This window comes from Brevundimonas sp. SGAir0440 (assembly GCF_005484585.1).
Taxonomy (GTDB): Bacteria; Pseudomonadota; Alphaproteobacteria; order Caulobacterales; family Caulobacteraceae; genus Brevundimonas.
In genome coordinates this window covers 2,665,463-2,691,368 of sequence record NZ_CP039435.1, presented here as the reverse complement: position 1 = coordinate 2,691,368, position 25,906 = coordinate 2,665,463, and the positions used below count along the sequence as shown (strand labels likewise).

The following is a 25,906-nucleotide window of genomic DNA, read 5'->3' as shown; positions in this document are numbered from 1 at the left end:
GGCCATGACGCCGCGCGGGTCGTTGCGGCGTTTACCCGCTTTCCAGCGGTCGATCTGTTCCAGCGTGTAGGCGGCGGGCTGACCGGCGATCTGAGGATTGCCGCCTTGGCCCGAGCCTTGCCCCCGGTCGCCGTGACACGAGGCGCAGGCGACGATGCCGCGCGAAGGGTCGCCGTTCAGATAGATGGCGGGCGCAGGCGCCATCGACGCGGGCGTTTGCGTCGGCGGCGCGGGCAGGGCGGCGTAGTAGGCGGCGACCTCGCGTCGGCCCTGTTGGTCCAAGGCCTTGGCGATGCGGGTCATGGCGTCGTCGGGACGCAGGCCCGATGCATAGTCTTCCAACTGCTTTTGCAGATAGCCGGCGTCCAGACCCGCCAGGCGAGGGGCGGCGACCCCGTCCCCGCCGCCGTCCAGGCCGTGACAGGTAAAGCAGGCGTTTGCCGCCCCGCCCGCGCCGCCGCTCATCGCGATGACCTGACCATTCGCCGTGAAGGTGCGATCCGTCTGGCCCGGCGTGGAGTCGCAGGCGGCCAGGCCGGTCAGCAGAGCAAGGACGGAAAGGGAGGCGCGCACGGCGGTGCAACACCTGCTTATGGCGAAGGTTCCTTGTGGCGATGCGCCGAGGCTCCATGTCGCAGTCGGGAACCTCCGTCCGACAAGAGGATTGCTCTGGCGAAGCTTTGGGGGGCGGATGGGTTTTCGGACAACGGGCGAGGTGATGGGACGACGGGCGGCGGCCTGTGCGCTGGCGCTCGCCCTGTGCGCCTGCGTGGACAAGTCCGACCTGCCCCGGCCGGTGGTTCAGGCCGATCCGGCCGCCGGACTGGCCGTGATCAGAGAGGTCGGTTGCGCCGCCTGTCACCGGATACCCGGCGTCGCCTGGCCCGAGGGCCGGTCCGGCTCGAACCTTGCGGGGTTTGGCGCGCGTCCCCTGATCGCCGGACGTCTGCCGAACCAGCCCGATACCCTGATCCGCTGGCTGATCGACGCGCCGTCGATGGATCCCGGAACCGCCATGCCGCCCATGCCCCTGACGCAAGACCAAGCCCGCGACGTCGCGGCCTATCTGTATACGCTCGATGAAGACTGACGCCCCTCCCGGAATCGCCGGCTGGCCGCCGCCCGTGCTGGATCCGGCCGGGCCGTTCGCCGGACCGATCCAGACCGTCGCCTGGGTGCTGTTCATCATGGCGGCGGTGGTGATGGTCGTTGTGGCCGTGGCGCTCGGCATCGCCCTGTTCGGGCCGCGCAAGTGGAAGCGGCGGGTCGGCGGCGAGCGAATGATCTGGATTGCGGGACTGGTCTTCCCGGTGGTCGTTCTGACCGGACTGCTGGTCTATGGGCTGACCACGACCGCGCGGGTGGCCGATGCGCCCAAGCCCGGCGAAATGCGGGTGCGCGTTACCGGCGAAATGTGGTGGTGGCGCGTCGCCTATCTGGACGGTCAGGGGCGAGAAATCGTCCAGGACGCCAACGAGGTCCACATCCCGGCCGGCCAGCCTGTCGTGTTCGAGCTGGAAAGCGCGGACGTGATCCACAGCTTCTGGGTGCCGCGCCTGGGCGGAAAGACCGACATGATCCCCGGCCGCCGCAACTTCATGCGGCTGCAAGCCGATGCGCCTGGGACCTACGGCGGCCAATGCGCCGAATACTGCGGCGGTCCTCACGCCCTAATGGGGCTGGTGGTCGTGGCCCATGCGCCGGACGACTATGTCGCCTGGTTGGCGCGTCAGTCGCGGCCGGCCGCCGTCGTGCCCTCGGCCCAGGGGCCGCTCGCCTTGATCGACCAGGGGCGTAACGTCTTCGCCGCCTCGGGCTGCGCCGCCTGTCACACCATTCGCGGGACCGAGGCGAACGGTCTGGCGGGACCGGACCTGACCCACGTCGGCTCTCGCCAGACGCTGGGCGCCGGCATCCTGCCGAACAATCAGGGGACGATGGCCGGCTGGATTTCGGACAGCCAGAGCCTGAAGCCCGGCAATCGGATGCCGTCCTATGCGGTCCTGTCGGGCCAGGACGTGCGCGCCGTCGCCGCCTATCTGGAAAGTCTGAAATGAGTTCGGAAACCGGGTTCGATCCCGAACTCTACAAACGCTTCCCCACCACCGAAGCCCGGCCCGAGGGCGAGCTGGAGCAGCTCGACGAGGTCTGGTGCGGCCCGCGGCGGCCGTGGGAGTGGATCACGGCGATCAACAACAACTACATCGGCGTCTATTACGTCGGCGCGGCCATGCTGTTCTTCGTGCTGGCGGGCGTGCTGGCGCTGTTGATGCGCACGCAGCTGGCCCTGCCGATGACGGGCTTCCTGGCGCAGGAAACCTACAACCAAATCTTCACCATGCACGGCACGGTGATGATGTTCCTGTTCGCCGTGCCCGCAGTCGAGGCGCTGGGCGTGCTGTTGCTGCCGCAGATGCTGGGGGCGCGCGATCTGCCGTTCCCGAGGCTGAGCGCCTATGCCTTCTGGGCCTATCTGGTCGGGGGGCTGTGCTTCTTCGCCTCGTTGTTCTTCGGCCTAGCGCCGAACGGGGGCTGGTTCATGTATCCGCCCCTGACGTCGATGACCTATTCGCCGGGGATCAACGCCGACTTCTGGCTCCTGGGCATCGGTTTCATCGAGATTTCGGCCATCGCCGGCGCCATCGAGATTATCGTCGGGGTGCTGAAGACGCGCGCGCCGGGCATGACGTTGGACAAGTTGCCGATCTTCGCCTGGGCCATGCTGATCTTCGCCTGCATGATCATCATCGCCTTCCCGTCGATCATTCTGTCGACCCTGCTGCTGGAGCTGGAACGCGCGCTGGGCTGGCCCTTCTTCGATGCGGCCAAGGGCGGCGACCCCATGCTGTGGCAACACCTTTTCTGGTTCTTCGGCCACCCCGAGGTCTACATCATCTTCCTGCCGGCGGCGGGGGCGATGTCGACCCTGATCCCGGCTGTCGCCCAGACCAAGCTGGTCGGTTATCGGCTGGTAGTCCTGGCCATGCTGGCGACCGGCTTCATCAGCTTCGGCGTCTGGGCGCACCACATGTTCACCACGGGCATGCCGCAGATCTCGATCAACTATTTCAGCGCCGCCTCCATGGCCGTCAGCGTGCCGGCGGGGGTGCAGGTCTTTGCCTGGATCGCCACCCTGGCGGCGGGCAAGATGCGGTTCAACACGCCCGGCCTGTTCGCAGTCGGGGGACTGGTGATCTTTGTCATGGGCGGGCTGACCGGGGTGATGGTCGCCATGGTGCCGTTCGACTGGCAGGCCCACGACAGCTACTTCATCGTCGCCCACCTGCATTACGTCCTGATTGGCGGGATGGTCTTCCCGCTCTTCGCGGCCATCTACTACTGGACGCCGATGTCCAGCAGCCGGGCGCTGAGCGAGCGGTGGGGCAAGTGGATCTTCTGGCTAATGTTCGTCGGTCACAACGTGACCTTCATGCCCATGCACCTGACCGGGCTGATGGGCATGCCGCGCCGGGTCTATACCTATCTGCCGGATCGGGGCTGGGACCTGCCCAATATGATCTCGACCGTCGGCTCCTTCATGTTCGGCCTGGCGGTGGTGTTGTGGATGATCGACATGATCCGCAACTTCCGGCCCTTCGGAGAGAAGGACGCGGGCAATGTCTTTGGCGGGCCGGGGTTGGAGTGGCTACCCGCCGGCCGATACTCGCTGCGGTCCGTCCCGGTGATCAAGAGCCTTTATCCGGTGTGGGACCAGCCGAATCTGGCGCGCGACGTCGAGGCCGGCCGCTACTTTCTGCCCGGCGCGCCGCGCGGGCAGCGCGAGACCATGATCACCAGTCCGATCAACGCCGAGCCCCAATATCTCCAGCGGATGCCCCGGCCGTCCAGCTGGTACGTCTGGGGGGCGATATTCACCGCCGGCTTCTTTTTGATCCTGACGATCCAGGCCTATGTCGCCTCCTTGGTTAGCGGCGTGCTGGCCGTCTACTGCATCCTCAAATGGTGCTGGGGACTGGATCGCCCCAGCGGTCCAGCGACGGTGGATGTCGGCGGCGGCGTTCGACTGCCGACCTATGTGTCCGGCCCCAGCAGCCACGGCTGGTGGGCGATGGTCATCACCCTGATCGTGTCGGGCATGGTCGCGATCATGGCCTGCTTCTCCTACGTCTTCCTGTGGAGCCGCCGACCGGACCTTTGGCAGGCGCCGCCCGAGATCGGCTCCCTGCCTTTGACCCTGAGTTTGCTGGCGGCCGCCGGACTCGGCGCCTGGGCTTCGCAAGGCGCGCTGAAGCTGGACCGGCCGCGCAGCGCCGGCATCGCCTCTGTCCTGATGCTGGTCGCCACCCTGGCGGCGGGCGGCGCCTTTGCGGCCGAGGCCTCGGCCTGGTGGAACTCGGGCCTGCGTCCCGACGTCTCCAGCCAGGGCGCGACCGTCTATGCGCTGTTGGCCTGGCAGGGGACATTCGTCGGCATTTCGTTGTTGATGGGACCGTTCGTCCTGCTGCGCTGGCTTTGCGGCCTGGTGTCGCCGCGCTATCCGGCGACGTTCGAAGTGGTCGCCCTGTTCGTGGCCTTCACGGCGGTTCAGGGCGTGGCGACGAGCCTTCTGATCCGCCTGTTCCCGGGCGTCGGCGCATGAGGTTCTGGCTGCTGATGCTGGGCGGCCTCCTGATCTGGGCCGCCCATTTCCTGGGCCTGTATCTGCTATCCAGCGCCGCCGACGTGGCGCGTGGCGACGCCGGCGCCTGGAACATTTCCGGGCTAATTTTCAGTGCCCTCTGTCTGGCAGCTATTGGCGGCCTATGTTGGAAGTGCCTGATCGCCTTGCGTGCAAAGCCGGAAGCGACACGGTCCTTCGGCTTGCGCCTGGCGATCGCCGGGGGCCTGCTCGGTGCAATCGGAGTTGTGTTTCAAACTCTGGTGCTCGTTGTCAGTGGTAGAATTTGAAGGTGATTGTGCGGCCTGATCTCTACCGACAATCAGGCCGCATAGTATTTTCTGTAGGCCCGGTAATCATAGTCGGCCTGGCCATAACTTAGGCCCGACTCCGCCCGGACATCGACCTGGCTCAGGGTGACGCCGAGGGGGCGGGCGCCGGATTGATGCAGGATGCGCAAGGCGGCGGCGACGGCGCGCGCGGGGGTCTTTCGCCAGCGGGCGAGCAGGACGACGCTGTCGGCCTTGGCCGCCAGGATACGGGCGTCGGCGAGGACCAGGACGGGCGCGGTGTCGATGACGATCAGGTCGAAGGCCTGACGCAGTTCGTCGAGCAGGGCAGTCATCGGCGGGGCGCCGAACAGGTCATCGGCCGACAGGCCTGATCCCGACAGGGGCAAGACCTGTGCGCCAGAGGCCGGGTCCAGCACCAGGACGTTTCGCCAGGCCGCTGCGCCATGCAGGACCTCGGCCAGGCCATGGTCGGGGTGCAGGCCCAGCATTCGCGTCACGCCGCGCCGACGTGGGTCGCCGTCGATCAACAGAACCCGTCCGCCGGAGCGCGCGGCGACGCGGGCCAGACAGACAGCTGTGGTGGTCTTGCCTTCGCCGGGCAGGGCGGAGGTGACGGCGACGATGCGCGCCGACGGCTCGCCCACGACGCTGACGATGGGGGTGATTGACGTGCGCAGCGCCCGGAAAGCCTCGGCGAAGACCGACAGGGGGCGTTGGACGACGAGATCGATCGGGTGCAACGTCTGATCCTCCGCCGTCGCCACCGATGAGGCGAGGGGAACGGCGCCGACGGCGCCGACGCCCAGCCTGCGCTCGATGTCATCGGGGCCGCTGAGGCCTGTCTGCATGGCATTGGCGATGATGACGGCGCCGGTTCCCGCCGCCGCGCCGAGCATCAGGCCGAGTGCAAGGCTGATCATCAGGTTCGGCGCGCTTTGCGTCGTCGGGGGCGTGGCGCGCGAGACGATGCGGGCGTCGGCCTGTTCGACGCCGGTCTGGGCGCTGGTCTCGCGATAGCGATCCAGGAAGGCGCGGTAGATGGCGCGGGCGGCCTCGGCCTCGCCCTCCAGTTCGCGCAGACGCACCGAGGCGGCGTTGTTCTCGGCCAGGGCGCCGCGCGCGGCGTCCAGGCTGGACTGGACCGAGGCGGCGCGTTGGCGGGCGACCTGGGCTTGGGCGTCCAGGTTCGAGACGACACGGCGGATCTCGGCCTGGATCTGGGCGTCGATGTCGGACAACTCCTGACGAGCGCGGATCATGTCGGGGTGTAGCGGGCCATAACGGACCGACAGGTCCGCGACGCGGGTGCTGATCGCCGCGCGCTGGGCGCGAAGATTCTGGACGACGGGAGAGGACAGGGCCTCGCCGACATCGTCGCCGTTGGAGCCGGCCGCCATCTGGGCGCGGGCGGTGCGCAGGCGGGCGTCCTGTTCGGCCTGCTGTGCGCGGGCGGACGCGAGTTGCTGGTTGTAGGCCGAGATCTCCTGCTCCGTCAGTGTGGCGCCCTGGGCGCTGAGCAGGCCGTTTTCGATCCGGTAGGCGGAGACGGCGGCGTCGGCGGCCTCGACCTGGCGGCGCAGGTCTTCCAGCCGAGCGCCCAGGAAGGTGTTGGCCTGGGCGTTGGCGTCGAACTTGGCGGTCAGTTGAGACTGGAGATAGGCGTCGGCGAAGGCGTTGGCGATGCGGGCCGCCTTGGTCGGGTCTTCGGAGGTAAAGCTGATCGCCATCGAATAGGTCAGGCCGACGCGGCGCACGGTCAGGCGCCGACGGACGGCGTCGATCACCTGTTGGCGCTCGATCTCAGCATCGGTCGACGCAGGCGTGGCGCGCGACAGGTGTTGGGTGAGGGGCGAGGATCGCAGGCGAGCGTTGAACTCGGGATCGCGGATCAGACCCAGCGTCTGCACGACCTGGGCGGCAAGCTGGGGTGACTTCAGAACCTCGACCTCGGTGTCCACGATGGCCGCCTCGGCGTCGAGCGCCGACAGTACGGCCTGTCCCGCCACGACCTGTTCCTTGCGCGTATTGATCTGGAGGCTGGCGGTCGCGGTATAGACCGGCGGCTGGCCCAGCATCAAAGCCAGAACGATCAGACAGACGACCGCTGCGACAGCGGTGAACAGACCGAGACGACGGCGGAAGGCGGCGATCAAGGCATGGAGGTCGATGGCGTCGTCCGCCGGCTGGCCGAGACCGCCGATCGCGGGGTCGTGGTGGGTCATCGCGCCATCGAACGGTGATCGTCCCGCCAAGTGTTGCGATGATGCCTTCAGGTTGTCAATCTTCGCGCTGAGGCCGTGCGCTCAGAACTGCGAGACGATAGAGATGGATAGGCGCGTCGAGCGATATGTGCGCTCCGCAGCCGCGCCGGACAAGGATTGGTCGAGATAGGTCAGACCGGCGGTCAGGCCGTAGCGACGGTCGAGGCGATAGATGGCGCTGAAGCTGGCGGCAAGGCGGGTGTCGGTGCGGTCGAGGCCATTGTAGTCGTCTTCGCTCCACGCCGTTTCCGCCGTCAGGATCAGGTTGCGCAGCAGTTCGTGATCCATGCTGATCGACAGGTCGGTCCGCAGGGCGCCGGCAGAGCCGATCACGCCGGTGTCCTCGACGCTGCGCGCGGCGGTGGCGGTCAGGGTCGTCAGTTGCGTCGGAAACCACGACAGGCGCGCACGACCGCTGAAGCCGTCGAGATCGCCATAGGCTGTATCCTGGAAATCCTGGCGGATGTATCCAGCGGCGACCTCGCCTCGGATCAGCGCGCTTAACTCGAAGTCCACGCCAGCGAGGGCTTCGTGGCCCGACGAGGATCGTTCCGGCGACCCTGCCACCGTGCGATAGTCGCGATCATCGCGGGCGACCTGGACGAACAGGGCCGTCGCGGGAGAGAGGGCGTGGTCGACGCGGCCGGTTAGCCGGGCGACGGTGCGATCCCGGTCGTCCTGTTCGATGACGGCGCCGGCGTCGCTCAATCCATCTCGGTAATCGTAGCGAAGAACGGCGGCCTTGGCCGACAGCCGCAATCGACCCCGCGTGCGCGTCGCCGCGAGCGAGGCGGAGGCCAGATCGAAGGTGATCGGGCGGCGAGCAACGGGGCCGGCCCCGGCGGCGGTGCGGGCCTCGTGGTCGTGGGCATAGTCGGCGGCCAAGTTGATGTCGACGCCACGAACGATGTCGAGACGGCCGGCGCCGCCCAGGCTCCAGTCGGTCGTGTTCTCGCTGTCGAAGTCGAGGTTGCGGTCGATCTCGGCGCGGGCGTGGGTTTCAAGCGCGTGGCGCGACCAGTTCGATCGGATAAGGACCTCAGGCGTCACGCGCAATGTGGTTGCAGGCTGACGGTTGTCTTCGGCCGCAAAGACATTGTCGTCATGAACGACGCCCGACTGAAGCCGGGGAAAGGCCGTGAAGCCGCCGGCCCGTATGCCGAGCGGGTCATAGGCGGGTTGCGGCCGATCACGCACGGCGACCGCGTGGTTGCGAACGAAGAGGTCGATTTGTGCGTCCTGAGGCGAGCGCAAAGCCTGGGCCGAGGCGTCGGTTGCGCCGAACAGCATCAGGGCGACGCCCGCCGACAGGATTTCGCGTCGCATCGGCCCCCCAGCCTTCGTGCGTCAGCCGTTCTCGTATTGACGCCACCAGGCGACGAACTTTTCCAGTCCGAACTTCAGCGGGATTCTGGGCTGGTAACCGCACAGGGCGTTCAACTTTGAAATGTCGGCATAGGTGGCGGTGACGTCGCCGGGCTGCATCGGCCGCATGATCTTGTTCGCGCTGACGCCCAACGCGGTTTCCAGCGTGGAGATCATCTCCATCAGGCCGACGGGCTGGCTGTCGCCGATGTTGTAGACCTCATGGGCGCCCCGCGCGGGGGGACGGTCCAGAACGGCGACCACGCCGTCGACGATGTCGTCGATATAGGTGAAGTCGCGCGCCATCTTGCCTTCGCCATAGACCTCGATTGGCTCGCCGAGCACGATCTTCTGGGTGAAGCTGAAATAGGCCATGTCGGGCCGGCCCCAGGGGCCATAGACGGTGAAGAACCGCAGGCCCGATTGCGGAAAGCCATAAAGCTTGGCGTAGCTCTGGCTCATCAGTTCGCACGAGCGTTTGGTCGCGGCGTAGAGCGAGACAGGATTGACCGTCGGGTCGTCTTCTCGAAAGCCCGAACCTTCCAGCGGCCGGTCGCCGTAGACCGAACTGGACGAGGCATAGACCAGATGGGTCACGTCGTTGTGCCGCGCGGCCTCCAGCATCGACAGATGGCCGGCCAGGTTGGACCGCTCATAGGCGAAGGGGTTTTCGAGCGAATAGCGGACCCCGGCCTGGGCCGCGAGGTGGACGATCCGCTTGACCCCGGCATCCGCGACCAGCGCGCGCATCTGCGCGTGGTCGGCGATATCGGCGCGGACCATCTTGAAGCCGTCTCGCCCTTCCAGGCGGGCGGCGCGGGCGGCCTTCAGGCGCGGATCATAGTATTCGTTGAAGACATCGACGCCGATCACCTGCTCGCCCCGGTCCAGCAGACGCTCGGTGACGTGCATGCCGATGAAGCCGGCCGCGCCCGTGACGAGGATCGGCGCGCCCATCAGCCGCGCCCGATGCCCATGTAGCGGAAGCCGCGATGCTTCATGTCCTCGGGCCGATAGATGTTGCGCAGATCGACCAGGACCGGCTGTTTCATCAGCAGCTTGATGCGGTCCAGATCCAGGGCGCGGAACTGATCCCATTCGGTGACGAGGACGACGGCGTCGGCGCCGACGACGGCGTCATAGGCGCTGTCCTTCATCTGGATGTCCGGCAACAGCTTGGCGGCCTCATGCATGCCTTCGGGATCGAAGGCCTGGACGGTCGCGCCGGCGGCGATCAGGGCAGGCGCGATGTCCAGCGACGGGGCGTCACGCATGTCGTCGGTGTTGGGCTTGAACGTCAGGCCCAGGAGGGCGATCGTCTTGCCCTGGACGCTCGTGCCCAGGGTCGCGGCGACGCGGTCGGCCATGGCCTTCTTGCGGGCGTCGTTGACCTCGACCGTGGCCTCGATCAGCTTTGTCGGGGCCCCATATTGCTGGGCGGTGCGGACCAGGGCGATCGTGTCCTTGGGGAAGCACGAGCCGCCATAGCCCGGTCCGGCGTGCAGGAATTTCGAGCCGATGCGCTTGTCCAGGCCGATGCCGCGTGCGACCTGCTGAACGTCGGCGCCGACGGCTTCGCACAGGTCGGCCATCTCGTTGATGAAGGTGATCTTCATCGCCAGGAAGGCGTTGGCGGCGTATTTGATCAGCTCGGACGTGCGACGGCCCACGAACAGCAGCGGGCTCTCGTTCAGGTTCAGCGGACGGTAAAGTTCGCTCATGACCTTCTGCGCGCGGCCGCCGGCGTCGCCGGTTATGTCGTCGATGCCGATGACCACGCGGTCGGGACGTTTGAAGTCGCCGATGGCGGCGCCTTCACGCAGGAACTCGGGGTTGGAGACGACGGCGAAGTCGGCGTTCGGATTGGTCTTCTTGATGATGGCTTCGACTTCGTCGCCCGTGCCGACCGGAACGGTCGATTTGGTGACGACGACCGTGAAGCCTTCGATCAGGCCGGCGATTTCTTCAGCGGCGGCGTGGACGTAGGACAGGTCGGCATGACCGTCGCCGCGCCGCGTCGGCGTGCCCACAGCGATGAAGACGGCGTCGGCCCGGCGAATGGCCTCGGCGCCGTCCAGGGTGAAGAACAGTCGGCCTTCGCGCACATTGGCGGCGACCAGATCATCCAGCCCCGGCTCATAGATCGGGATTTCGCCCCGCTCCAGCCGCTCGATCTTGGACGGGTCCTTGTCGATGCAGGTGACGACATGGCCGAAGTCGGCGAAACAGGCGCCGGAAACCAGGCCCACATAGCCCGTCCCAATCATCGCTACGCGCATCGAAATCCCTCATCAGCCGCGAGCCGACCTTTAGCGGTGCGGTGCGCCCGGGGACAATGGCTTTTGGTTTCGCGGTGCAACGGGTCTGCAGCCGACGCCATCCAGCGTCGGCTGCAGGATCAGAGCTAGAGGACGCCGATCATCGAGGCGACCAGCGGGTGACGGACGATGTCGCGCTCGGCCAGACGCACCACGGCGATGTCGGGTACGGCCTCCAGTCGCGCCGAGATGTCCGACAGGCCCGAGATGCCGGGCAGCAGGTCCGACTGCTGCGGGTCGCCCGTCACCACCATGGTCGAATGCCAGCCCAGGCGTGTCAGCAGCATCTTGAGCTGGACGTAGGTGCAGTTCTGCGCCTCGTCGACGACGATGAAGGCGTTATTCAACGTGCGGCCGCGCATATAGCCGACCGGGGCGATCTCGATCAGACCTTCGGCCATCAGCGCCTTGACCCGCTTCATCGACAGACGATCGGAGAGGGCGTCGTAGAGCGGACGCAGATAGGGGGCCAGCTTGTCTTCCATGTCGCCGGGCAGGAAGCCGATGGATTCGCCGGCCTCGACAGCAGGTCGGCTGAGGACGATGCGGCCGACCTTGCCCGCCTCCAGCGCCTCGACCGCCTTGGCGACGGCGAGGTAGGTCTTGCCGGTGCCCGCAGGACCCAGCGCCATGATCAGGTTGTGGTGGTCGATGGCCTCCATCAGCTCGCCCTGGCCCTCGGACTTGGGCTTCAGCGTCTTCAGATAGCCCTGGTCGCGGTCATCGTTCGAAGGATAGGGCGACCAACCCGATCGTTCATTGTGGGGCGCGTGAAGCCGACGAACTTTCGACTCCTCCATGAAATCACGCGAATCCAGGATTCCGTGTTCACGCGTTTGACGCTTGGTTGCAGCACGCTTGGTCATGGACGCCTCCAGGGCATGAAAAAAGGCGGACCCGAACGGGCGCCGCCTTGGATGGTCTTGGGGAGGAAGAGGTCGCGGCCTGCACAGCAGCGGCCTGGATCGACAGCAGGGCCGTCCGCAACGGGGTGCGCCCGCCGCCGAACAACCGAACCAGGATCCCAACGCGCCACGCGAAAGCCCCGACTTGATGACCGGATCGGGCTTGATCCGGTTTCGGATCCGGGGCCGAAATGACGACCCGCGAATCGCATCAACAGAATGATGCTATCGTGGTTAGCGATCCGTTAAAGCCCTCGTTTTTCAAAGATTAGGCGGTGTACAGATGACCATTTACGCCTTGGGAGACAGCAAACCGCAGTTTCCGCCGCAGGGCGAATACTGGGTGGCGCCAAGCGCATCGGTGATAGGGAATGTGATTCTGCATTCCAACGCCAGCGTCTGGTTCGGCGCCGTGCTGCGCGGGGACAACGATCCGATCACAGTGGGTCCTGACAGCAACATTCAGGACGGCAGCGTGCTGCACACCGATCTGGGATCGCCGCTGACGCTGGGGCGCGGGGTGACGGTGGGCCACAAGGCCATGCTGCATGGCTGCGAGGTCGGGGACTACAGCCTGATCGGCATCGGGGCGGTGGTGCTGAACGGCGTCAAGATCGGCCGCAACTGCATCATCGGCGCCAACGCCCTGATCACCGAGGGCAAGGTCATTCCCGACAACAGCCTGGTGGTCGGACAACCCGGCAAGGTCGTGCGCGAACGTGATCCCGAACACATCGCCGTCCTTCAGATGTCGGCCGAACACTATGTGCAGAACTGGAAGCGGTTCGCGGCGGAGCTTCGGCCTCTATGATCGGCTGAGAACGGCCCGCGCCGCCGCCGCATCGGCGTCGATCTGGGTCTTCAGGGCGTCGAGACCGTCGAAGGTCTCCTCGCCGCGCAGCCAGGCGACCAGTTCGGTGTCCAACGTCTGGCCGTAGAGGTCGCCGTCGAAGTCGAACAGCCAGACCTCCATCAGCGGGGTTTCCAGCGCATACATGGGACGCACGCCCAGGCTGGCGACGCCGTCGATCACCCGCCCGTCCGGCAATCGGCTGCGGGTCGCATAGACGCCGTAGGCGGGGCGCATATAGTCGCCGAGCGCGATATTGGCCGTCGGCACGCCGATGCTGCGGCCGCGCTTGTCGCCGTGGATGACCTCGCCGCGAATAACGAAGGGGCGGCCCAGGATGGCGGCGGCGCGGGCCATGTCGCCGGCCTTCAGCGCCTCGCGCACGGCGCTGGACGACAGTTTCAGCCCGTCCGCGTCATCCAGCCGTTCGGTGACGGAGACGGTGAAGCCCAGCCGTTCGCCGTAGGCGCGCAAGGCCTCGGGCGAGCCGGAGCGGCCCTTGCCGAAGGTGAAGTCGAACCCGACGGCGGCGTGGCGGATGCCCAGACCCCCGGCCAGTACCCGCTCGGCGAAGGCGGAGTCGCTCATGCCGGCCATCTCGGCGTCGAAGGGCAGCAGATAAAGGATGTCCACACCCAGCGGCGCCAAGGCCTCGGCCATCTGGTCGGCCGTCATCAGCCGAAAGGGCGCGGCGTCCTTCTGGAACCAGCGGCGGGGATGAGGATCGAAGCTGACGACGCCCAGCGGCGCGCCCAGCCGATCGGCGGCGTCACGTGCGCCGGCGATGACGGCCTGATGCCCGCGATGCACGCCGTCGAAGGCGCCGACGGCGACCGCCGCGCCTTTCAGCGCGTCCGGCAGGTCGCGCCAGTCGCGGACAATCTGCATCAACGTTGGGACGGTTTGCGCCGGCGGGGGACGCGGACGACGGCGACGCCGTCCATGATCATGGTCTCGCCGACGAAGCCTTCGCAGCTGAGCTTGACCCGCGCGCTCTCGGGCTCGACCTCGATCACGGTGATCAGGATGCGCACGACGTCGTCGATCCGCACCGGCTGATGGAAGGCAAGTGTCTGGGAGATATAGATCGAGCCGGCGCCCGGCAGGATGGTGCCGACCACGGCCGAGCCGAACGAGGCGCTGAGCAGGCCGTGGGCGATCCGGCCGCGATAGGCGGTCTTGGAGGCGAAGGCCTCGTCCAGATGGACCGGGTTGAAGTCGTCGGACGCTTCGGCGAACAGCCGAATGCGGTCCTCCGTCGCGACGACGATTTTCTCGGCCGCCATGCCGACGTGAAGTTCGTCCAGGATGTAACCACCGGACGGATGCTGCTGAACCAATTCGACCATGGATGAGGCTTTAGCGGCGGTGCGACAAAATGGCGAGCCTTACCAGTTCAGTTCGAGCGCGGCGTATCGCGCATAGGTCGTTTCCGCCTTCAGCAGGGCGGCGGCGCGGGCCGGGTCGAGCGCGCCGTCTTCGCCCTTGGCCTGGTCGCCGTGGATGCCCTGGGCGATGAACAGGCAGTCGAGCCCTTGCGCGTTCGCGCCCATCACGTCGGTGACGACGCCGTCGCCGATGCACAGGACGCGCGAGCGATCGACGGGGCGGCCCAGCAGGCCTTCCGCCTCCTTGATCGCCAGATCGTAGATCGGGGCGAAGGGCTTGCCAGCCATGACGACCCGGCCGCCCTGCGATTCATAAAGGTCGGCCAGCGCTCCGCCGCAGTAGATCAACTGGTCGCCGCGTTGGACGACGCGGTCGGGATTGGCGCAGATCAGTTCGATGTCCTGCGCCGCGCCGACGGCGAACCGCTCACGGTAGTCTTCGGGCGTCTCGACCGTGTCGTCGACCGGGCCGGTGACGGAGATGAAGGCGGCGTGCTCTGGCGACGCGGCGCGCTCGAGGCCAAGGCCGGCGTACAGCGGCGCGTCACGCTCGGGGCCGACGATCCAGGCCGGACCGGGCGCGCGCTTGGCCAGTTCGGCGCGGGTCGCGTCGCCCGAGGTGACAAAGGCCTTCCACGCCTCGTGCGGCACGCCCAGCCCGTCCAACTGAGCGATCACGTCGGACGCCGGGCGGGGCGAGTTGGAGATCAGAACGACGTGGCCGCCCTCACGGTTGAATCGCGTCAGCGCCTCGCACGGGCCAGCCCAGCTTTCGCGGCCATTATGGATCACGCCCCAGACGTCGCAGAGCAGGATGTCATAATCGTCGGCGACGGCGCCGAGGTGGGGCAGGGCGTGGGGGAGTGTCATGGCGCCGTCAGTAGCGGCTTGGCCGCCGCTACGGAAGGTCTAGCTGAACCGGCGACGTTGCTCGGCGCTGCGCAGGGTGGAGCGCAGGAACTCGGCCGGGGGGTCGGTCTCGGCCAGCACCTGTTCCTTGATGGCGCGGGGTTCGCCAAACAGGTGACCCTGGCCCATGCCGACGTCCAGTTCGAGAATGTCGACGACCTGGCGCTCGTTCTCGACCTTTTCAGCGATGACTTCGACGCCGTAGCGGCGGGTCAGGGCGGCGAAGTCGGCGGCCTGAATGTCGGGCATGGAGCGCAGGGGTGCGCCGCCGTCCAGATCCAGCAGCTGTTCGATCATCAGGTCGGCCGCGACCTTGATGAACTTGACGTCCGAGCGTTGCAGGTCGGCGAAGTCGAGGTCCAGCGTCTGCACCTTATCCAGCGAGAAGCGGAAGCCCAGGTCGGCCAGCTTGGCCATGTTGCGCGCCTCGATGGCGCCGCGCGCGTCGAACGTCGCCTGACCCAGTTCGAAGATCAGCGCCTGGTTCAGGTCACGGTTCTCGCTGAGGAAGTCCAGGAACTGTGGGAAGAAGGTCTCGTCGCCCAGCGAGGTGAGGGCCACGTTGCAGAAGACGCCGACCTTGCGATCCTGACGCGCCAGGCGCCGCACGATCTGGGCGCAGCGGAACAGCAGCAGATTGTCGATCGCCGGCACCAGGCCCTCGCCCTCGGCCAGGGACAGATATTCCGCCGGCATCATCACGCGGTCGGTGGCGTCGCGCAGCCGGGTGAAGCTCTCGTAGAAGATCGTCCGGCGCTGGGGCAGGGAGACGACCGGCTGAAGATACAGATCGACGCGGCCTTCGCTGAGCGCTTCGTGAATGGTGCGCAGCAGGACGTTCGACTGCGCCATGCGACGGCCCTCAAAGGTTTCGACGCCGACATGGGGGGCGGCGGCCAGGCGCTCGTCGATGCTTTCGCTCATCTGCTGGACCAGGGATTCTAGCATGCGGACCTCGCCGGTCAGGGCGTCGGTGTCGGACAGGACGCCGGTCTCGATGGCGTGCGCCAATTCGGTCAGGGCACCCTGGGTCGATTCCATCGCATCGGCGAGCAGGCGGTGCGCCTCGCGGACCTGGCCGATCTCCTTTTTCAGGACGCGGCGCTCGGCGATGCCGGTGACGATGCCGTGGAAGGCGCCCAGCAGACCCAGCGCGCCGAGCGTCCCGGCCACGCCAGCGCCGATCCCCAGGCCCGCGCGCCACAGGAAGGCGCCCACGGTCATGCCGAGGAACAGATAGGCGAAGTAGAGAAAGCCCGTTGTTACGTTGCGCATCGGCTGGCGGTCGGCCACTCCCGGATGGAATCGCCTGAGTATCAGGCTATCAATGTCATTCGGCTAGAGCGGGGCTGCAAATATCCCCGCCAAACCTACGGGAAACGCAATGGAACTGTTCGATCTGACCGGCAAGGTCGCAATCATCACCGGCTCATCGCGGGGAATCGGCAAGGCCATCGCCGAACGGCTGGCCGAACACGGGGCCAAGGTCGTCATCTCGTCGCGCAAGGCCGGGCCGTGCGACGAGGTCGCCGCCGAGATCAACAGCAAGTATGGCGAGGGTCAGGCCATCGCGGTGCCGGCCAACATCGCCTCGAAGGAGGATTTGCAGCGGCTGGTCGACGAGACCAACGCCGCCTTCGGCCAGATCGACATCCTGGTCTGCAACGCCGCCACCAATCCCTACGCCGGGCCGATGGCGGGCATCGCCGACGACCAGTTCGAAAAGATCCTGCAGAATAACGTCATCTCGAACCACTGGCTGATCCAGATGGTCGCGCCGCAGATGGTGGAGCGCAAGGACGGCGCGATCCTGGTGATCTCGTCCATCGGCGGGCTTCGCGGCAACGCCCTGATCGGCGCTTACAATATCTCCAAGGCGGCGGACATGCAGCTGGTGCGCAATCTGGCGGTGGAGTGGGGACCGTCGAACGTGCGGGTCAACTGCATCGCGCCCGGGCTGGTTCAGACCGATTTCGCCAAATATCTGTGGGAGAATCCGGAGCTGCTGAAACAGGTCACCGAGCCGGCGCCGCTGAAAAGGATCGGCCAGCCCGATGAAATCGCGGGCACGGCGGTCTATCTGTGCAGCTCTGCGTCGGCCTATGTGACCGGCCAGACCCTTGTGGTGGACGGTGGATTGACGATTGCCTGGTGAAGACACGCGCTCAAGCCGCCCGACGGGCGGTAGCGCGACAAGCGTGAAGCAGGATCTGATCTGGCGCCTGGAGGCCTTCGGCTTTCAGGCGCTGTTCGGCTTTCTGCGCCTGTTGGGCGTCGAGCGGGCGTCGGGGTTGGGCGGCTGGCTGCTGCGCACCCTGGGGCCGCTGACCGGCACGCAGAAGACGGTGATGCGAAACCTCCGCATCGCCTTTCCCGAAATGGGCGAGGCAGAGCGCGAGGTGCTGGCTCTGGCGCAGTGGGACCAGACGGGTCGGACCTTCGCCGAGCTGGCGGTCATGGATCATCTGACGCCCGAAGGCGGGCGGGTCGAGGTGGTGGGCATGGAACGACTGCACGCCCTGCGCGACAGCGGCAAGCCGGCCGTGCTCATCTCGGGCCATCTGGCCAACTTCGAGGTGATGGCGGCGGTGATCATGGCCTCGGGCGTGCCGTGTCAGGTGACCTATCGTGCCGCCAACAATCCGTATGTCGACGCCCTGATCCGCCAGAGCCGTGAGCGGTACGGCATCCGCCTGTTCGCGCCCAAGGGCGACGGGACGCGCGAACTGATGGCGGGGATGAAGCGCGGCGATTCCATCGCTCTGCTGGTCGATCAGAAATACAATCAGGGGCCAGAGGTGGAATTCTTCGGTCAGCCGGTGAACGCCTCCCCTGGAGCGGCCAGACTGGCGTTGAAGTTCGACACGGTCATGCTGCCGCTGTCGGTGGTCCGCCTGCCGGGCGTGCGATTCCGGGTGACGGCGCACGAGCCGATCGTGGTCAATCAGAGCGAGGACAAGGCGGCCGATACCCTGGCCGGCATCCAGGCCGCCAATCGTTTCGTCGAGGACCGGGTGAAAGAGCATCCCGTGGACTGGTTCTGGGTCCACAAGCGCTGGCCTGACAAGGTCTACGCGGCGTTGGACCGCGAGGCGTCCGATCCTCGACGGTAAGGCCCGGCATAGTCGGGCGTCTCGCGGCGCCGACGGCAGGGGCCGATATAGCCGTCGGCCTTGATGAAGGGGCGGGGCCGCATGATGACGGCGTTCAGCCGATCCAGCACGGCCTTGGCGGTGATCGGCTTGACGATGAACTCGGTCACCCCGGCGTCGCGGGCCTCATAGACGCGGCTGCGTTCGGAATGGCCGGTCATCATGATGATCGGCAAAAACGGATTGGGGCTGTCGGGGCTGGTGCGGACCAGCCGTGTGAACTCGACCCCGTCCAGCGGAAACATGTTGAAATCGACGATGGCCAGATCGATCGCGTGGCGACGCAGCAGATCGAAAGCCGTGGCCCCTTCCGACGCCTCATAGACGTTGCGGATGTCGGCCGAATGCAGCACGGCCGACGCGATGGCGCGCATGTTCTGATTGTCGTCCACGAGCAGGACGTTCAGCGATTTCAGAGAAAACATCGGGCCCCGCCAGATCTCGGATCGAGGCTAGGTGGATATGCGTAGTCTCGCAAGAGGAGCCTTTGATCAGGCTAGACTTTCTGGAACACGCGCCCCGATCATGAGGGAAGGATCCAGGTTGCGATCGCGCCATTTCATGCGCCAGCACAGGTGCGGACCGGTGGCGCGGCCGGTCATGCCGACACGGCCCAGCGGATCGCCGCGCCGGACGCGCTGGCCCAGCGCCACATCCAGCCGCGACTGATGCAGATAGCAGCTGATCAGGCCCTGGCCGTGGTCGATCAGGGTCAGGCCGCCCTCGAAATGCATGTCCGGGCGGACGAAGGCGATGCGGCCGTCGGCGGGGGCGCGGATCACGCTTCCCTGAGGGGCGGCCAAGTCGATGCCATAGTGCGGCCGGGCGGGCGTGCCGTTCAGGACGCGTTGGGCGCCCCAGGCGCTGGAGACCCGGTAGCTCTCCAGCGGCCAGACGAAACCGTCCTTGAAGTCATCGGCGTCGATGCGGCTGGCGAAACCCTCGGTCTTCAGCGCGATCTCCTGCTGGATGCGGGCCAAGAGGACGGGATCGCTGGGCTCGACGGTCGAGGGCGGCAGACCGTCCACGGTGGTCGAGGGGAAGGCGTAGGGGGCGATGTCGAGCGTGCGACGGGCGGACCGGTCACCGGCCCGGGCCTCGACCTGGGTGGTTGGACCGGCGTCGCGATCAAAGCCGATCACGAAGAGGCCGGCGGCCGAGGCGGTGGTCAGAGCCTCGCCGTCGACGAAGATCAGGGCGCGCGGTGCGGTGCGACCCAAGCCATAGCCGCCCTGACGCCAGGCGCCGTTCAAGGCCAGCGGCAGGGCGTTGCGGTCTTCAGCCTCCAGCGGCGCGGCGATCAGGCTGGCGCCCGCGCCGGTCAGCAGGGCGCGGCGCGACGGGATCATTGATCGCCTTGCTGGGCCGCGATGAATTCGGCCGGGCCGAAATAGGGCTGCTGACGGCTGGGGCTCCAGTAGCGGAGGACTTCCAGCGGGATCGGTTTGTCCGTCACGGCGCAGCGCACGAAGCGGCCGGGCTTCAAGACGGCGAACTCGCCGTCGCCATAGTGAAGCACGGCCTGATCTGCGGCGATTTTGTCCATGAGCAGACGATAGCGGGCGGCGCGCGGCGCGGAAAGGGGCTCAGGGCGCCGCGACCGCATCCGTGATCGGGCCGTCTGCCGCTGCGGGTCGGATCGCGCCGGTGGCGGGCGGCTTCGGCTTGCCGCCCATCCGGTCGGTGAACAGGAAGACGAAGGGGTTCAGCGAGATCGACAGCAGGGCGGCGGCCAGGATCAGGTCGTGGGTCTCGCGGCTCATGGCGCCCAGCGACACGCCGAGCGCGGCCAGGATGAAGGAGAATTCGCCGATCTGGGCCAGGGACGCCGCGACGGTGAAGCCGGTCGGCCGATCCAGTTTGAAGGTCTGGGTGATGACCAGGGCCGCGACCGACTTGCCAACGATGACGATGCCCAGCACGCCCAGGACCGCCCACGGCTGGCGCACCACGATCATCGGGTCGAACAGCATGCCGACCGAAACGAAGAACAGCACCGCGAATGCGTCGCGCAGGGGCAAGGACCGCTCGGCCGCATTGTGACCCAAGGGCGAGGCGTTCATCACCAGACCGGCCAGGAAGGCGCCCAGCGCGAAGGAGTGGAACAGGAAATAGGCCAGCCAGGCGATGCCCAGGGCGATGGCGAGGACGCCCAGGGTGAAGAGCTCGCGCGACTTGGTGTGGGCGATGCGGATCAGCAGCCAGGGAATGACCTTGCCGCCGACGACCAGCATGCCGACGACGAACAGCACGACCTTGAGCAGGGTCAGGCCGACGTCGGTTCCCAAGGCGGCGAAGTCCGTCTGGGTTCCGGCAGGGACCAGCACCATGGGCAGCATGACCAGGGCGATGACGATGACCAGATCCTCGACGATCAGCCAGCCAACGGCGATGCGGCCGATCTCGCCCTTGACCTGTCTGCGCTCCTCAAGCGCGCGCAGCAGGACGACGGTCGAGGCGACGGACAGGGCAAAGCCCATCAGCAGGGCCTCGATATCGCCCAGGCCCAGCACGAACCGGCCCAGCCCCCAGCCCAGCACGGTGGCGACGCCGATCTGAACCAGGGCGCCGGGAATGGCGACCTTTCGGACCTGCATCAGATCCTTGGGCGAGAAGTGCAGGCCGACGCCAAACATCAGCAGTATGACGCCGATCTCGGCCAGTTGCGGGGCCAGTTCGGTGTCGGCGACGAAGCCGCCCGTATACGGGCCGACGATCACGCCCGCGACGAGATAACCCACCAGGGGCGACAGTTTCAGCCGATGCGCCAGCATGCCGAACACGAAGGCGAGGACGAAGCCCCCGACCAGGGTGAGAATCAGGCTGTCGGCATGCGGCATCAGGGCTCCTGTCGCGAGCGAAGGTGGGATTTGGGTAGGCTTTGCAGTTGGGGCGCGCGGGGCGGTTTGACAAGATGACGCGGTGTCGCGCGGGACGGAAAACGGCTTCGTCTTCGCGGCGTTCGGCCTGCGAAGTCTGGAGGGCTGGGCGGAGCGCCGGGCCTTCGCCCGGAGGTCTGTGGTTTGAGTTACCGTTTCGACGAAGGGTATGACGCTCCGCGCGGAAGGTTGGCCTGCAAGCTCGGGGCGCCGAGCGGTGGCGGTCTTATCGCCTAACCCCATAAGCCTGCGACGGGCAGGTCGGAGCAGCGATCCCCGATCCCCGGTGCGGCCGAGTATCCCCCTCGACCCTGCGACGCGACTGCCGGCGCCGGAGCGATTCCCCGGCCGATCAGCCCCGGCGCCGCGATGGGATTTCACCATCGCACCCGTTTCCCCCGCTCCCGCCGCCGCAAGGTCGCAGGCCAGGCGAGCCCTCCATGCGACGAGACGGGCGCATTATGCGGCCGTTTGACCCCGTGGATGGGAGACGGAGGATATAAATCGGCAAGCGGTTGAAATCGCTGCGGATGGGCCAGCGGCATTGCGATGGCTGCGCATCGTCTCCTCCCCATTTCATGGGGAGGTGGCGCGGCGCGCCTTCGCGCCGTGACGAAGGGGCTCTTCACCGCATCCCCGGCGCCTAAGCAGCGTCAAGAGCCCCTCCACCGCTTCGCGGTCCCCCTCCCCACGCTGTGGGGAGGAGACTTTGGTGCGATCAGGCGTGCGTCTGGTCCCAGTGCCGAACCGCATCGGCGTCGCGGGCCGAGAGGTCGGGGTAGGCGGGGTCGGAGCCGACGTCGGGGACGCGCCGCCAGGAGCGGGCGCATTTGGGGTGGTCGGCGACAGCGACCGTGACCGAGATGGTCTCGCCTTCGACAAGATCGGCGCCCGAGGTGCGGAAGATCTCGGCCGCATCGAGGCCTTCAAACGGAGCGAAGGCGGAGGCCGGGGCGGTGACGGTCGGCCAAGCGTCCAGGGCGCCGCCGATCAGTTTCTCGCGGCGGGCGGCCTCAAGCGATTCATTGACCACTTCGAGAACCGTATTGATCGCCGCCCAACGCTCGGCCTCGGCGGGGTTGCTCCATTCCGCCGGAGTGTCGGGGATCACGCGGGCGCAGTTGGAGCCCGCGTCCGGGAAGCGCGTCGTCCAGGCCTCTTCCATGGTGAAGGGCGTCAGCGGGGCCAGCCAGGCGGTCAGGCGCATGAAGACCTCGTCCATCACCGTGCGGGCGGCGCGGCGACGCTGGCTGTCGGGGCGGTCGCAGTAGAGGGCGTCCTTGCGGATATCGAAATAAAGGGCCGACAGGTCGCCGGCGCAGAACTCCAGCACCGGGCGGACGACGTCCTGGAAGCGGTATTCGGCGTAGGCGGCGCGGACCTGGGCGTCGAGTTCGTGCAGACGGTGCAGGACGAACCGCTCCAGTGGCGGCATCTGGTCCAGCGGCAGGCGTTCGGCCTCGTCGAAATCGGCCAGGGCGCCCAGCAGGTAGCGGACGGTGTTCCTGAGCTTGCGATAGGCGTCGACCGTGGTCTGCAGGATCTGTTTGCCGATCCGCTGGTCGTCCGAATAGTCGACCAGGGCCACCCACAGACGCAGGATGTCGGCGCCGGATTCCTTGATGATGGTCAGGGGGTCGGTCGTATTGCCCTTGGACTTGGACATCTTCTCCCCCTTCTCGTCGAGGGTGAAGCCGTGGGTCAGGACCGCCTTGAATGGGGCGCGGCCACGGGTGCCGCAACCTTCCAGCAGGGACGACTGGAACCAGCCGCGGTGCTGGTCGGAGCCTTCCAGATAGAGGTCGGCGGGCCAGTGGGCGGGACGGTCGCCGGCATAGCCGTTTTCCGGCAGGCGCGGGTCGAGCGTGAAGGCGTGGGTCGAGCCGGAATCGAACCAGACGTCCAGAATGTCCTCGACCTTTTCGTAGCGGGCCGGGTCGTAGGCGCCCAGGAAATCGCTGTCGGGCGCAGTGAACCAGATGTCGGCGCCGTGTTCGGCGACGGCCGCGACGATGCGGGCGTCGACCTCGGGGTCATGCAGGGGCTGGCCCGTCAGTTTGTCGATGAACATGGCGAGCGGCGTGCCCCAGGCGCGCTGGCGGCTGACCAGCCAGTCGGGACGGCCCTCGACCATCGAGCGGATACGGTTCTTGCCGGCGACGGGATGGAAGGCGGTGGCGTCGATGGCGTTCAGCGCCGTCTCGCGCAGGGTGTCGCCGCTCTTCAAGGGCTGATCCATGCGGATGAACCACTGGGGGGTGTTGCGGAAGATGATCGGCGCCTTGGAGCGCCAGCTGTGCGGATAGGAGTGCTCCAGCCGCCCGCGCGCCAACAGGGCGCCGGCCTCGATCAGCTTTTCCATCACCGCGCCGTTGGCGGGACCGAACTTGCCGGTCTTCTTGCCCTCGGTCTCCAGCACCTTCAGGCCCGCGAACAGGGGGACGTGCGCATAGTAGGCGCCGTCGGGATCGACGGTGTCGGGCACCTCGTGATGACCGTGGGCCTTCCAGACCTCGAAGTCGTCGGCGCCGTGGCCGGGCGCGGTGTGGACGAAGCCGGTGCCGGCGTCGTCGGTGACGTGGTCGCCGGCCAGCAGGGGCACGGAGAAGCCGTAGCCGCTGTCGAGCGCAGCCAGCGGGTGCGCGGTCTCCAGGCCCGACGGATTGATGTCGTAGACGCGGGTCCAGGCGGCGATCTTGGCGGCCTTGAACACCTCTTCGGCCAGCTTGTCGGCCAGGATCAGGCGATCGCCCGGCTTGGCCCAGGGCGCGAACTCCAGACCTTCCTCCATGGCCGTGACCTCATACAGGCCATAGGCGATCTCGGGGCCGTAGCTGATGGCGCGGTTGGCCGGGATGGTCCAGGGCGTGGTGGTCCAGATGACGATGGACGGGGTGCTGGAGCGGAAGGCCAGGAGGTCATCGGGATGGTCGTCCGACATGGCCGTGACCGGGAACTTGACCCAGATCGTTGGGCTGACGTGGTCGTGATATTCGATCTCGGCGTCGGCCAGGGCTGTGCGCTCGACGGGCGACCACATGACGGGTTTGGAACCGCGATACAGCTGGCCCGAGTTCTTGAACTTGTGGAACTCGGCGACGATGGCCGCCTCGGAGGTGAAGTCCATGGTGGCGTAGCGGTTGGCGAAGTCGCCGACGATGCCCAGCCGGTGGAACTGATCCTTTTGCAGGTCGATGTATTTGCCGGCGTATTCGCGGCAGGCGCGGCGGAACTCGTCCTTGGACACCTCGTCCTTGCGGCGACCCTTGGCGCGGAACTGCTCCTCGATCTTCCACTCGATCGGCAGGCCGTGGCAGTCCCAGCCGGGGACGTAGTCGACGTCGTAGCCCAGGAGGAACCGGCTGCGGACCACGAAGTCCTTCAGCGTCTTGTTCAACGCATGGCCGATGTGGATGTCGCCGTTGGCGTAAGGCGGGCCGTCGTGAAGGACGTAGAGGGGGGCGTTCTGCTTCTGACGCTCGGCGCGCAGGGTCCCGTAGAGGTCGCCCCACTGCTCCAGGATCAGGGGCTCCTTCTGGGGCAGGCCGCCGCGCATGGGGAAGGGCGTCTCGGGCAGGAAGACGGTGTCGCGATAGTCGCGGTCCCCGCCTTCGCGGGGATGAGCGGGGGATTCGGAGGTGTTTTCGGGGGCGTCGGCCATGGGTCGTCTCGGCGTCTTGGAATTAGGTCGCTGTTCTCTTCGCCCTATCGCGCTTCGCGCTGCTTGAGGGCTTTCGATCCCGGCGTGCACGGGGCCAAGCGGCCCAGGAGCGCTACGCCGGGCGGCTAATCGAAATCAGGCGAATGGAGACGCGGACGGTCATTGTGCGGGCGGTCTAGCAGACGGATGCGGCGTTGCGCCATCCCGAAGCGCAGGCCTCATCAACGGAAACGAAAGGCTTTTGCGATTTTGTGACGGGAGGATCGGCCGGAATCTTGTTCGGCCGACACGATATTCGCTTGGGAGTTCCCGCCGATGCGGCTGCGGATCACGAATTGGATGCTGGGCCTGGCGGCCGGTCTCGCCGTTTCGGCGGGCGCCGGAGCCGCGCTGGCGCAATGCACGTCCGGCTGTCAGCCGCCGCCCTGCACCTCGTGCGAGCCGCCGCCTCCGCCCGAGCCGCCGCCCTGCAACGGCGGCGGAAACTGCGGTCCCGGCGGCGGTGGAAACTGGAACGGCAACATCAACACCAACGTCAATGTGAACGTGAACCTTGGCGCGAGCGCCAATGCAAACGCGGGCGCCGGGGCCAACTCGAACGCCAACTCGGGCGCGCGGTCCTATGTCAATGCGCGGGCCGGCGGGTTCTCGGGCAGCTTCGGCGGAGGCGGCGGCGCGGCCTATGTCAGCGTCGATCAGCCCTATCCGACCACCATCCAGGGCCTGGCCGTCGAGGGCGTGATCGCCCAGACCGTGCGCACCCCCTACAGCGCCTTCCGCAGCATGATGAAGCGGGTCGTCATCCAGGCCGTCTGCATCGACGACCGCCAGGTGCCGCACCCCGCCTCGCAGGTGCGGCCGGATCGCGAGATCGCCGAAGGGTTCGAAGGCGAGCTGTATCGCTGTCTGTCGGGGACCTGGCTGCAGGCCACCATCGCCGACTACAACGGCGACGTCAGCTTCGATCACGGCACGACCTTGACCTGCCGCAAGCATGAGGCGCTGTGGTACGGGACGGGCGGCAAGCTGGAATGCCGGCCCGAGAAGCCCGAGCGGGATTGCAACGAGCGTTCGCTGCTGCGTCGCTATGGCGCCGGGATCAAGATCCTGACGATGTACCGCGAAGAGGAATACACGGAATACCGCGAGGAACAGGTCGAGAGCGCGACCGTGCTGACCGGGGTGATCACCCTGGACGGCGGCGTCGGCGGCCGGGTCTTCTGAACCGGACCTAAACACGCCCGTTCAGCCGCCGATCAGGCGAGACATGAAATAAGGCGACCGTCGGCTCTCCGTCGACGATCCTG

At 66.9% G+C, this 25,906-nt stretch carries 22 protein-coding genes and 1 pseudogene; 8 read left to right on the top strand and 15 right to left on the bottom strand.

What is annotated here, in order from left to right; genetic code table 11:
* Positions 1 to 465: pseudogene (locus E7T10_RS15965) on the bottom strand (cytochrome c); the annotation flags it as partial.
* Positions 466 to 691: 226 nt separating this feature from the next.
* On the opposite strand from E7T10_RS15965, the gene E7T10_RS13225 reads away from it, so the two are divergent.
* Genes E7T10_RS13225 through E7T10_RS13210 form a run of 4 tightly spaced genes read left to right on the top strand, consistent with a single transcriptional unit; the run spans position 692 to position 4,908 of the window.
* The gene (locus E7T10_RS13225) at positions 692 to 1,090 is read left to right on the top strand and encodes a cytochrome c family protein (RefSeq protein WP_137722163.1); all 399 of its coding nucleotides are present in this window, start codon (positions 692 to 694) and stop codon (positions 1,088 to 1,090) included.
* The gene (gene coxB, locus E7T10_RS13220; protein WP_137722162.1) at positions 1,080 to 2,057 is read left to right on the top strand and encodes a cytochrome c oxidase subunit II; all 978 of its coding nucleotides are present in this window, start codon (positions 1,080 to 1,082) and stop codon (positions 2,055 to 2,057) included. Before E7T10_RS13225 ends, coxB begins: the two co-directional genes overlap by 11 nt.
* Positions 2,054 to 4,600, top strand: a complete 2,547-nt coding sequence (locus E7T10_RS13215; RefSeq protein ID WP_137722161.1) for a cbb3-type cytochrome c oxidase subunit I — start codon at positions 2,054 to 2,056, stop codon at positions 4,598 to 4,600. The genes coxB and E7T10_RS13215 overlap by 4 nt, the downstream gene beginning before the upstream one ends.
* Complete coding sequence (locus E7T10_RS13210; RefSeq protein WP_137722160.1) at positions 4,597 to 4,908, top strand: hypothetical protein; 312 nt, start codon at positions 4,597 to 4,599, stop codon at positions 4,906 to 4,908. Before E7T10_RS13215 ends, E7T10_RS13210 begins: the two co-directional genes overlap by 4 nt.
* Positions 4,909 to 4,940: 32 nt before the next feature.
* Here the strand turns inward: E7T10_RS13210 and E7T10_RS13205 are convergent, their stop codons facing one another.
* The 5 genes from E7T10_RS13205 to E7T10_RS13185 all read right to left on the bottom strand — a co-directional run bounded on the left by E7T10_RS13205 (position 4,941) and on the right by E7T10_RS13185 (position 11,733).
* Positions 4,941 to 7,133, bottom strand: coding sequence for a polysaccharide biosynthesis tyrosine autokinase (locus E7T10_RS13205; protein ID WP_137722159.1), 2,193 nt, complete (start codon positions 7,131 to 7,133; stop codon positions 4,941 to 4,943).
* Positions 7,134 to 7,214: 81 nt separating this feature from the next.
* Positions 7,215 to 8,498, bottom strand: a complete 1,284-nt coding sequence (locus E7T10_RS13200; RefSeq protein ID WP_137722158.1) for an outer membrane beta-barrel protein — start codon at positions 8,496 to 8,498, stop codon at positions 7,215 to 7,217.
* Positions 8,499 to 8,519: 21 nt separating this feature from the next.
* Positions 8,520 to 9,497: an SDR family NAD(P)-dependent oxidoreductase gene (locus E7T10_RS13195; RefSeq protein ID WP_137722649.1), complete on the bottom strand. Its 978-nt coding sequence runs from the start codon at positions 9,495 to 9,497 to the stop codon at positions 8,520 to 8,522.
* Positions 9,494 to 10,816, bottom strand: coding sequence for a UDP-glucose/GDP-mannose dehydrogenase family protein (locus tag E7T10_RS13190; protein ID WP_137722157.1), 1,323 nt, complete (start codon positions 10,814 to 10,816; stop codon positions 9,494 to 9,496). The genes E7T10_RS13195 and E7T10_RS13190 overlap by 4 nt, the downstream gene beginning before the upstream one ends.
* Positions 10,817 to 10,941: 125 nt before the next feature.
* Complete coding sequence (locus tag E7T10_RS13185; RefSeq protein WP_137722648.1) at positions 10,942 to 11,733, bottom strand: PhoH family protein; 792 nt, start codon at positions 11,731 to 11,733, stop codon at positions 10,942 to 10,944.
* Between the two features lie 310 nt (positions 11,734 to 12,043).
* Between E7T10_RS13185 and E7T10_RS13180 the strand changes: the two genes are divergently transcribed.
* The gene (locus E7T10_RS13180; protein ID WP_137722156.1) at positions 12,044 to 12,571 is read left to right on the top strand and encodes a gamma carbonic anhydrase family protein; all 528 of its coding nucleotides are present in this window, start codon (positions 12,044 to 12,046) and stop codon (positions 12,569 to 12,571) included.
* Here the strand turns inward: E7T10_RS13180 and E7T10_RS13175 are convergent.
* The 4 genes from E7T10_RS13175 to E7T10_RS13160 are packed head-to-tail and all read right to left on the bottom strand — an operon-like array spanning position 12,566 to position 16,182.
* On the bottom strand, positions 12,566 to 13,498 hold the full coding sequence (locus tag E7T10_RS13175) for a bifunctional riboflavin kinase/FAD synthetase (RefSeq protein WP_137722155.1): 933 nt from the start codon (positions 13,496 to 13,498) through the stop codon (positions 12,566 to 12,568). The two genes, E7T10_RS13180 and E7T10_RS13175, sit on opposite strands and share 6 nt — an antisense overlap.
* A complete protein-coding gene (locus E7T10_RS13170) occupies positions 13,498 to 13,959 on the bottom strand; it encodes a MaoC family dehydratase (protein WP_017506733.1) in 462 nt (153 codons plus the stop codon). Before E7T10_RS13170 ends, E7T10_RS13175 begins: the two co-directional genes overlap by 1 nt.
* Before the next feature lie 39 nt (positions 13,960 to 13,998).
* The gene (locus E7T10_RS13165) at positions 13,999 to 14,868 is read right to left on the bottom strand and encodes a TIGR01459 family HAD-type hydrolase (RefSeq protein ID WP_137722154.1); all 870 of its coding nucleotides are present in this window, start codon (positions 14,866 to 14,868) and stop codon (positions 13,999 to 14,001) included.
* Between the two features lie 39 nt (positions 14,869 to 14,907).
* Positions 14,908 to 16,182, bottom strand: a complete 1,275-nt coding sequence (locus E7T10_RS13160) for an EAL domain-containing protein (protein WP_137722153.1) — start codon at positions 16,180 to 16,182, stop codon at positions 14,908 to 14,910.
* 109 nt (positions 16,183 to 16,291) lie between these two features.
* Here E7T10_RS13160 and E7T10_RS13155 point away from each other — a divergent pair, with 109 nt between their 5' ends.
* Positions 16,292 to 17,062, top strand: coding sequence for an SDR family NAD(P)-dependent oxidoreductase (locus E7T10_RS13155; RefSeq protein WP_137722152.1), 771 nt, complete (start codon positions 16,292 to 16,294; stop codon positions 17,060 to 17,062).
* Between the two features lie 43 nt (positions 17,063 to 17,105).
* A complete protein-coding gene (locus E7T10_RS13150) occupies positions 17,106 to 18,020 on the top strand; it encodes a lysophospholipid acyltransferase family protein (protein ID WP_137722151.1) in 915 nt (304 codons plus the stop codon).
* Here the strand turns inward: E7T10_RS13150 and E7T10_RS13145 are convergent.
* The 5 genes from E7T10_RS13145 to ileS all read right to left on the bottom strand — a co-directional run bounded on the left by E7T10_RS13145 (position 17,978) and on the right by ileS (position 24,599).
* Positions 17,978 to 18,484, bottom strand: a complete 507-nt coding sequence (locus E7T10_RS13145; RefSeq protein WP_055805557.1) for a response regulator — start codon at positions 18,482 to 18,484, stop codon at positions 17,978 to 17,980. The genes E7T10_RS13150 and E7T10_RS13145 overlap by 43 nt on opposite strands.
* A 66-nt stretch (positions 18,485 to 18,550) precedes the next feature.
* Positions 18,551 to 19,408, bottom strand: a complete 858-nt coding sequence (locus E7T10_RS13140) for a M23 family metallopeptidase (protein ID WP_137722150.1) — start codon at positions 19,406 to 19,408, stop codon at positions 18,551 to 18,553.
* A complete protein-coding gene (locus E7T10_RS13135) occupies positions 19,405 to 19,605 on the bottom strand; it encodes a DUF2093 domain-containing protein (RefSeq protein WP_039247108.1) in 201 nt (66 codons plus the stop codon). Before E7T10_RS13135 ends, E7T10_RS13140 begins: the two co-directional genes overlap by 4 nt.
* 40 nt (positions 19,606 to 19,645) lie before the next feature.
* Entirely contained in the window at positions 19,646 to 20,899 is a 1,254-nt protein-coding gene (locus E7T10_RS13130; RefSeq protein ID WP_137722149.1) for a cation:proton antiporter, read from the bottom strand.
* Between the two features lie 757 nt (positions 20,900 to 21,656).
* The gene (gene ileS, locus E7T10_RS13125) at positions 21,657 to 24,599 is read right to left on the bottom strand and encodes an isoleucine--tRNA ligase (RefSeq protein WP_137722148.1); all 2,943 of its coding nucleotides are present in this window, start codon (positions 24,597 to 24,599) and stop codon (positions 21,657 to 21,659) included.
* A 315-nt stretch (positions 24,600 to 24,914) separates the two neighbouring features.
* Between ileS and E7T10_RS13120 the strand changes: the two genes are divergently transcribed.
* Positions 24,915 to 25,823, top strand: a complete 909-nt coding sequence (locus E7T10_RS13120; protein WP_246846030.1) for a hypothetical protein — start codon at positions 24,915 to 24,917, stop codon at positions 25,821 to 25,823.
* The last annotated feature ends 83 nt before the right edge of the window (positions 25,824 to 25,906 follow it).

Excerpts from the sequence above, each read along its gene's own strand:
- E7T10_RS13225 (WP_137722163.1), top strand. The coding sequence starts at position 692 with ATGGGTTTTCGGACAACGGGCGAGGTGATGGGACGACGGGCGGCGGCC.
- coxB (WP_137722162.1), top strand. The coding sequence starts at position 1,080 with ATGAAGACTGACGCCCCTCCCGGAATCGCCGGCTGGCCGCCGCCCGTG.
- E7T10_RS13215 (WP_137722161.1), top strand. The coding sequence starts at position 2,054 with ATGAGTTCGGAAACCGGGTTCGATCCCGAACTCTACAAACGCTTCCCC.
- E7T10_RS13210 (WP_137722160.1), top strand. The coding sequence starts at position 4,597 with ATGAGGTTCTGGCTGCTGATGCTGGGCGGCCTCCTGATCTGGGCCGCC.
- E7T10_RS13205 (WP_137722159.1), bottom strand. The coding sequence starts at position 7,133 with ATGACCCACCACGACCCCGCGATCGGCGGTCTCGGCCAGCCGGCGGAC.
- E7T10_RS13200 (WP_137722158.1), bottom strand. The coding sequence starts at position 8,498 with ATGCGACGCGAAATCCTGTCGGCGGGCGTCGCCCTGATGCTGTTCGGC.
- E7T10_RS13190 (WP_137722157.1), bottom strand. The coding sequence starts at position 10,816 with ATGCGCGTAGCGATGATTGGGACGGGCTATGTGGGCCTGGTTTCCGGC.
- E7T10_RS13180 (WP_137722156.1), top strand. The coding sequence starts at position 12,044 with ATGACCATTTACGCCTTGGGAGACAGCAAACCGCAGTTTCCGCCGCAG.
- E7T10_RS13175 (WP_137722155.1), bottom strand. The coding sequence starts at position 13,498 with ATGCAGATTGTCCGCGACTGGCGCGACCTGCCGGACGCGCTGAAAGGC.
- E7T10_RS13170 (WP_017506733.1), bottom strand. The coding sequence starts at position 13,959 with ATGGTCGAATTGGTTCAGCAGCATCCGTCCGGTGGTTACATCCTGGAC.
- E7T10_RS13165 (WP_137722154.1), bottom strand. The coding sequence starts at position 14,868 with ATGACACTCCCCCACGCCCTGCCCCACCTCGGCGCCGTCGCCGACGAT.
- E7T10_RS13160 (WP_137722153.1), bottom strand. The coding sequence starts at position 16,182 with ATGCGCAACGTAACAACGGGCTTTCTCTACTTCGCCTATCTGTTCCTC.
- E7T10_RS13155 (WP_137722152.1), top strand. The coding sequence starts at position 16,292 with ATGGAACTGTTCGATCTGACCGGCAAGGTCGCAATCATCACCGGCTCA.
- E7T10_RS13145 (WP_055805557.1), bottom strand. The coding sequence starts at position 18,484 with ATGTTTTCTCTGAAATCGCTGAACGTCCTGCTCGTGGACGACAATCAG.
- E7T10_RS13140 (WP_137722150.1), bottom strand. The coding sequence starts at position 19,408 with ATGATCCCGTCGCGCCGCGCCCTGCTGACCGGCGCGGGCGCCAGCCTG.
- E7T10_RS13135 (WP_039247108.1), bottom strand. The coding sequence starts at position 19,605 with ATGGACAAAATCGCCGCAGATCAGGCCGTGCTTCACTATGGCGACGGC.
- E7T10_RS13130 (WP_137722149.1), bottom strand. The coding sequence starts at position 20,899 with ATGCCGCATGCCGACAGCCTGATTCTCACCCTGGTCGGGGGCTTCGTC.
- ileS (WP_137722148.1), bottom strand. The coding sequence starts at position 24,599 with ATGGCCGACGCCCCCGAAAACACCTCCGAATCCCCCGCTCATCCCCGC.
- E7T10_RS13120 (WP_246846030.1), top strand. The coding sequence starts at position 24,915 with ATGCGGCTGCGGATCACGAATTGGATGCTGGGCCTGGCGGCCGGTCTC.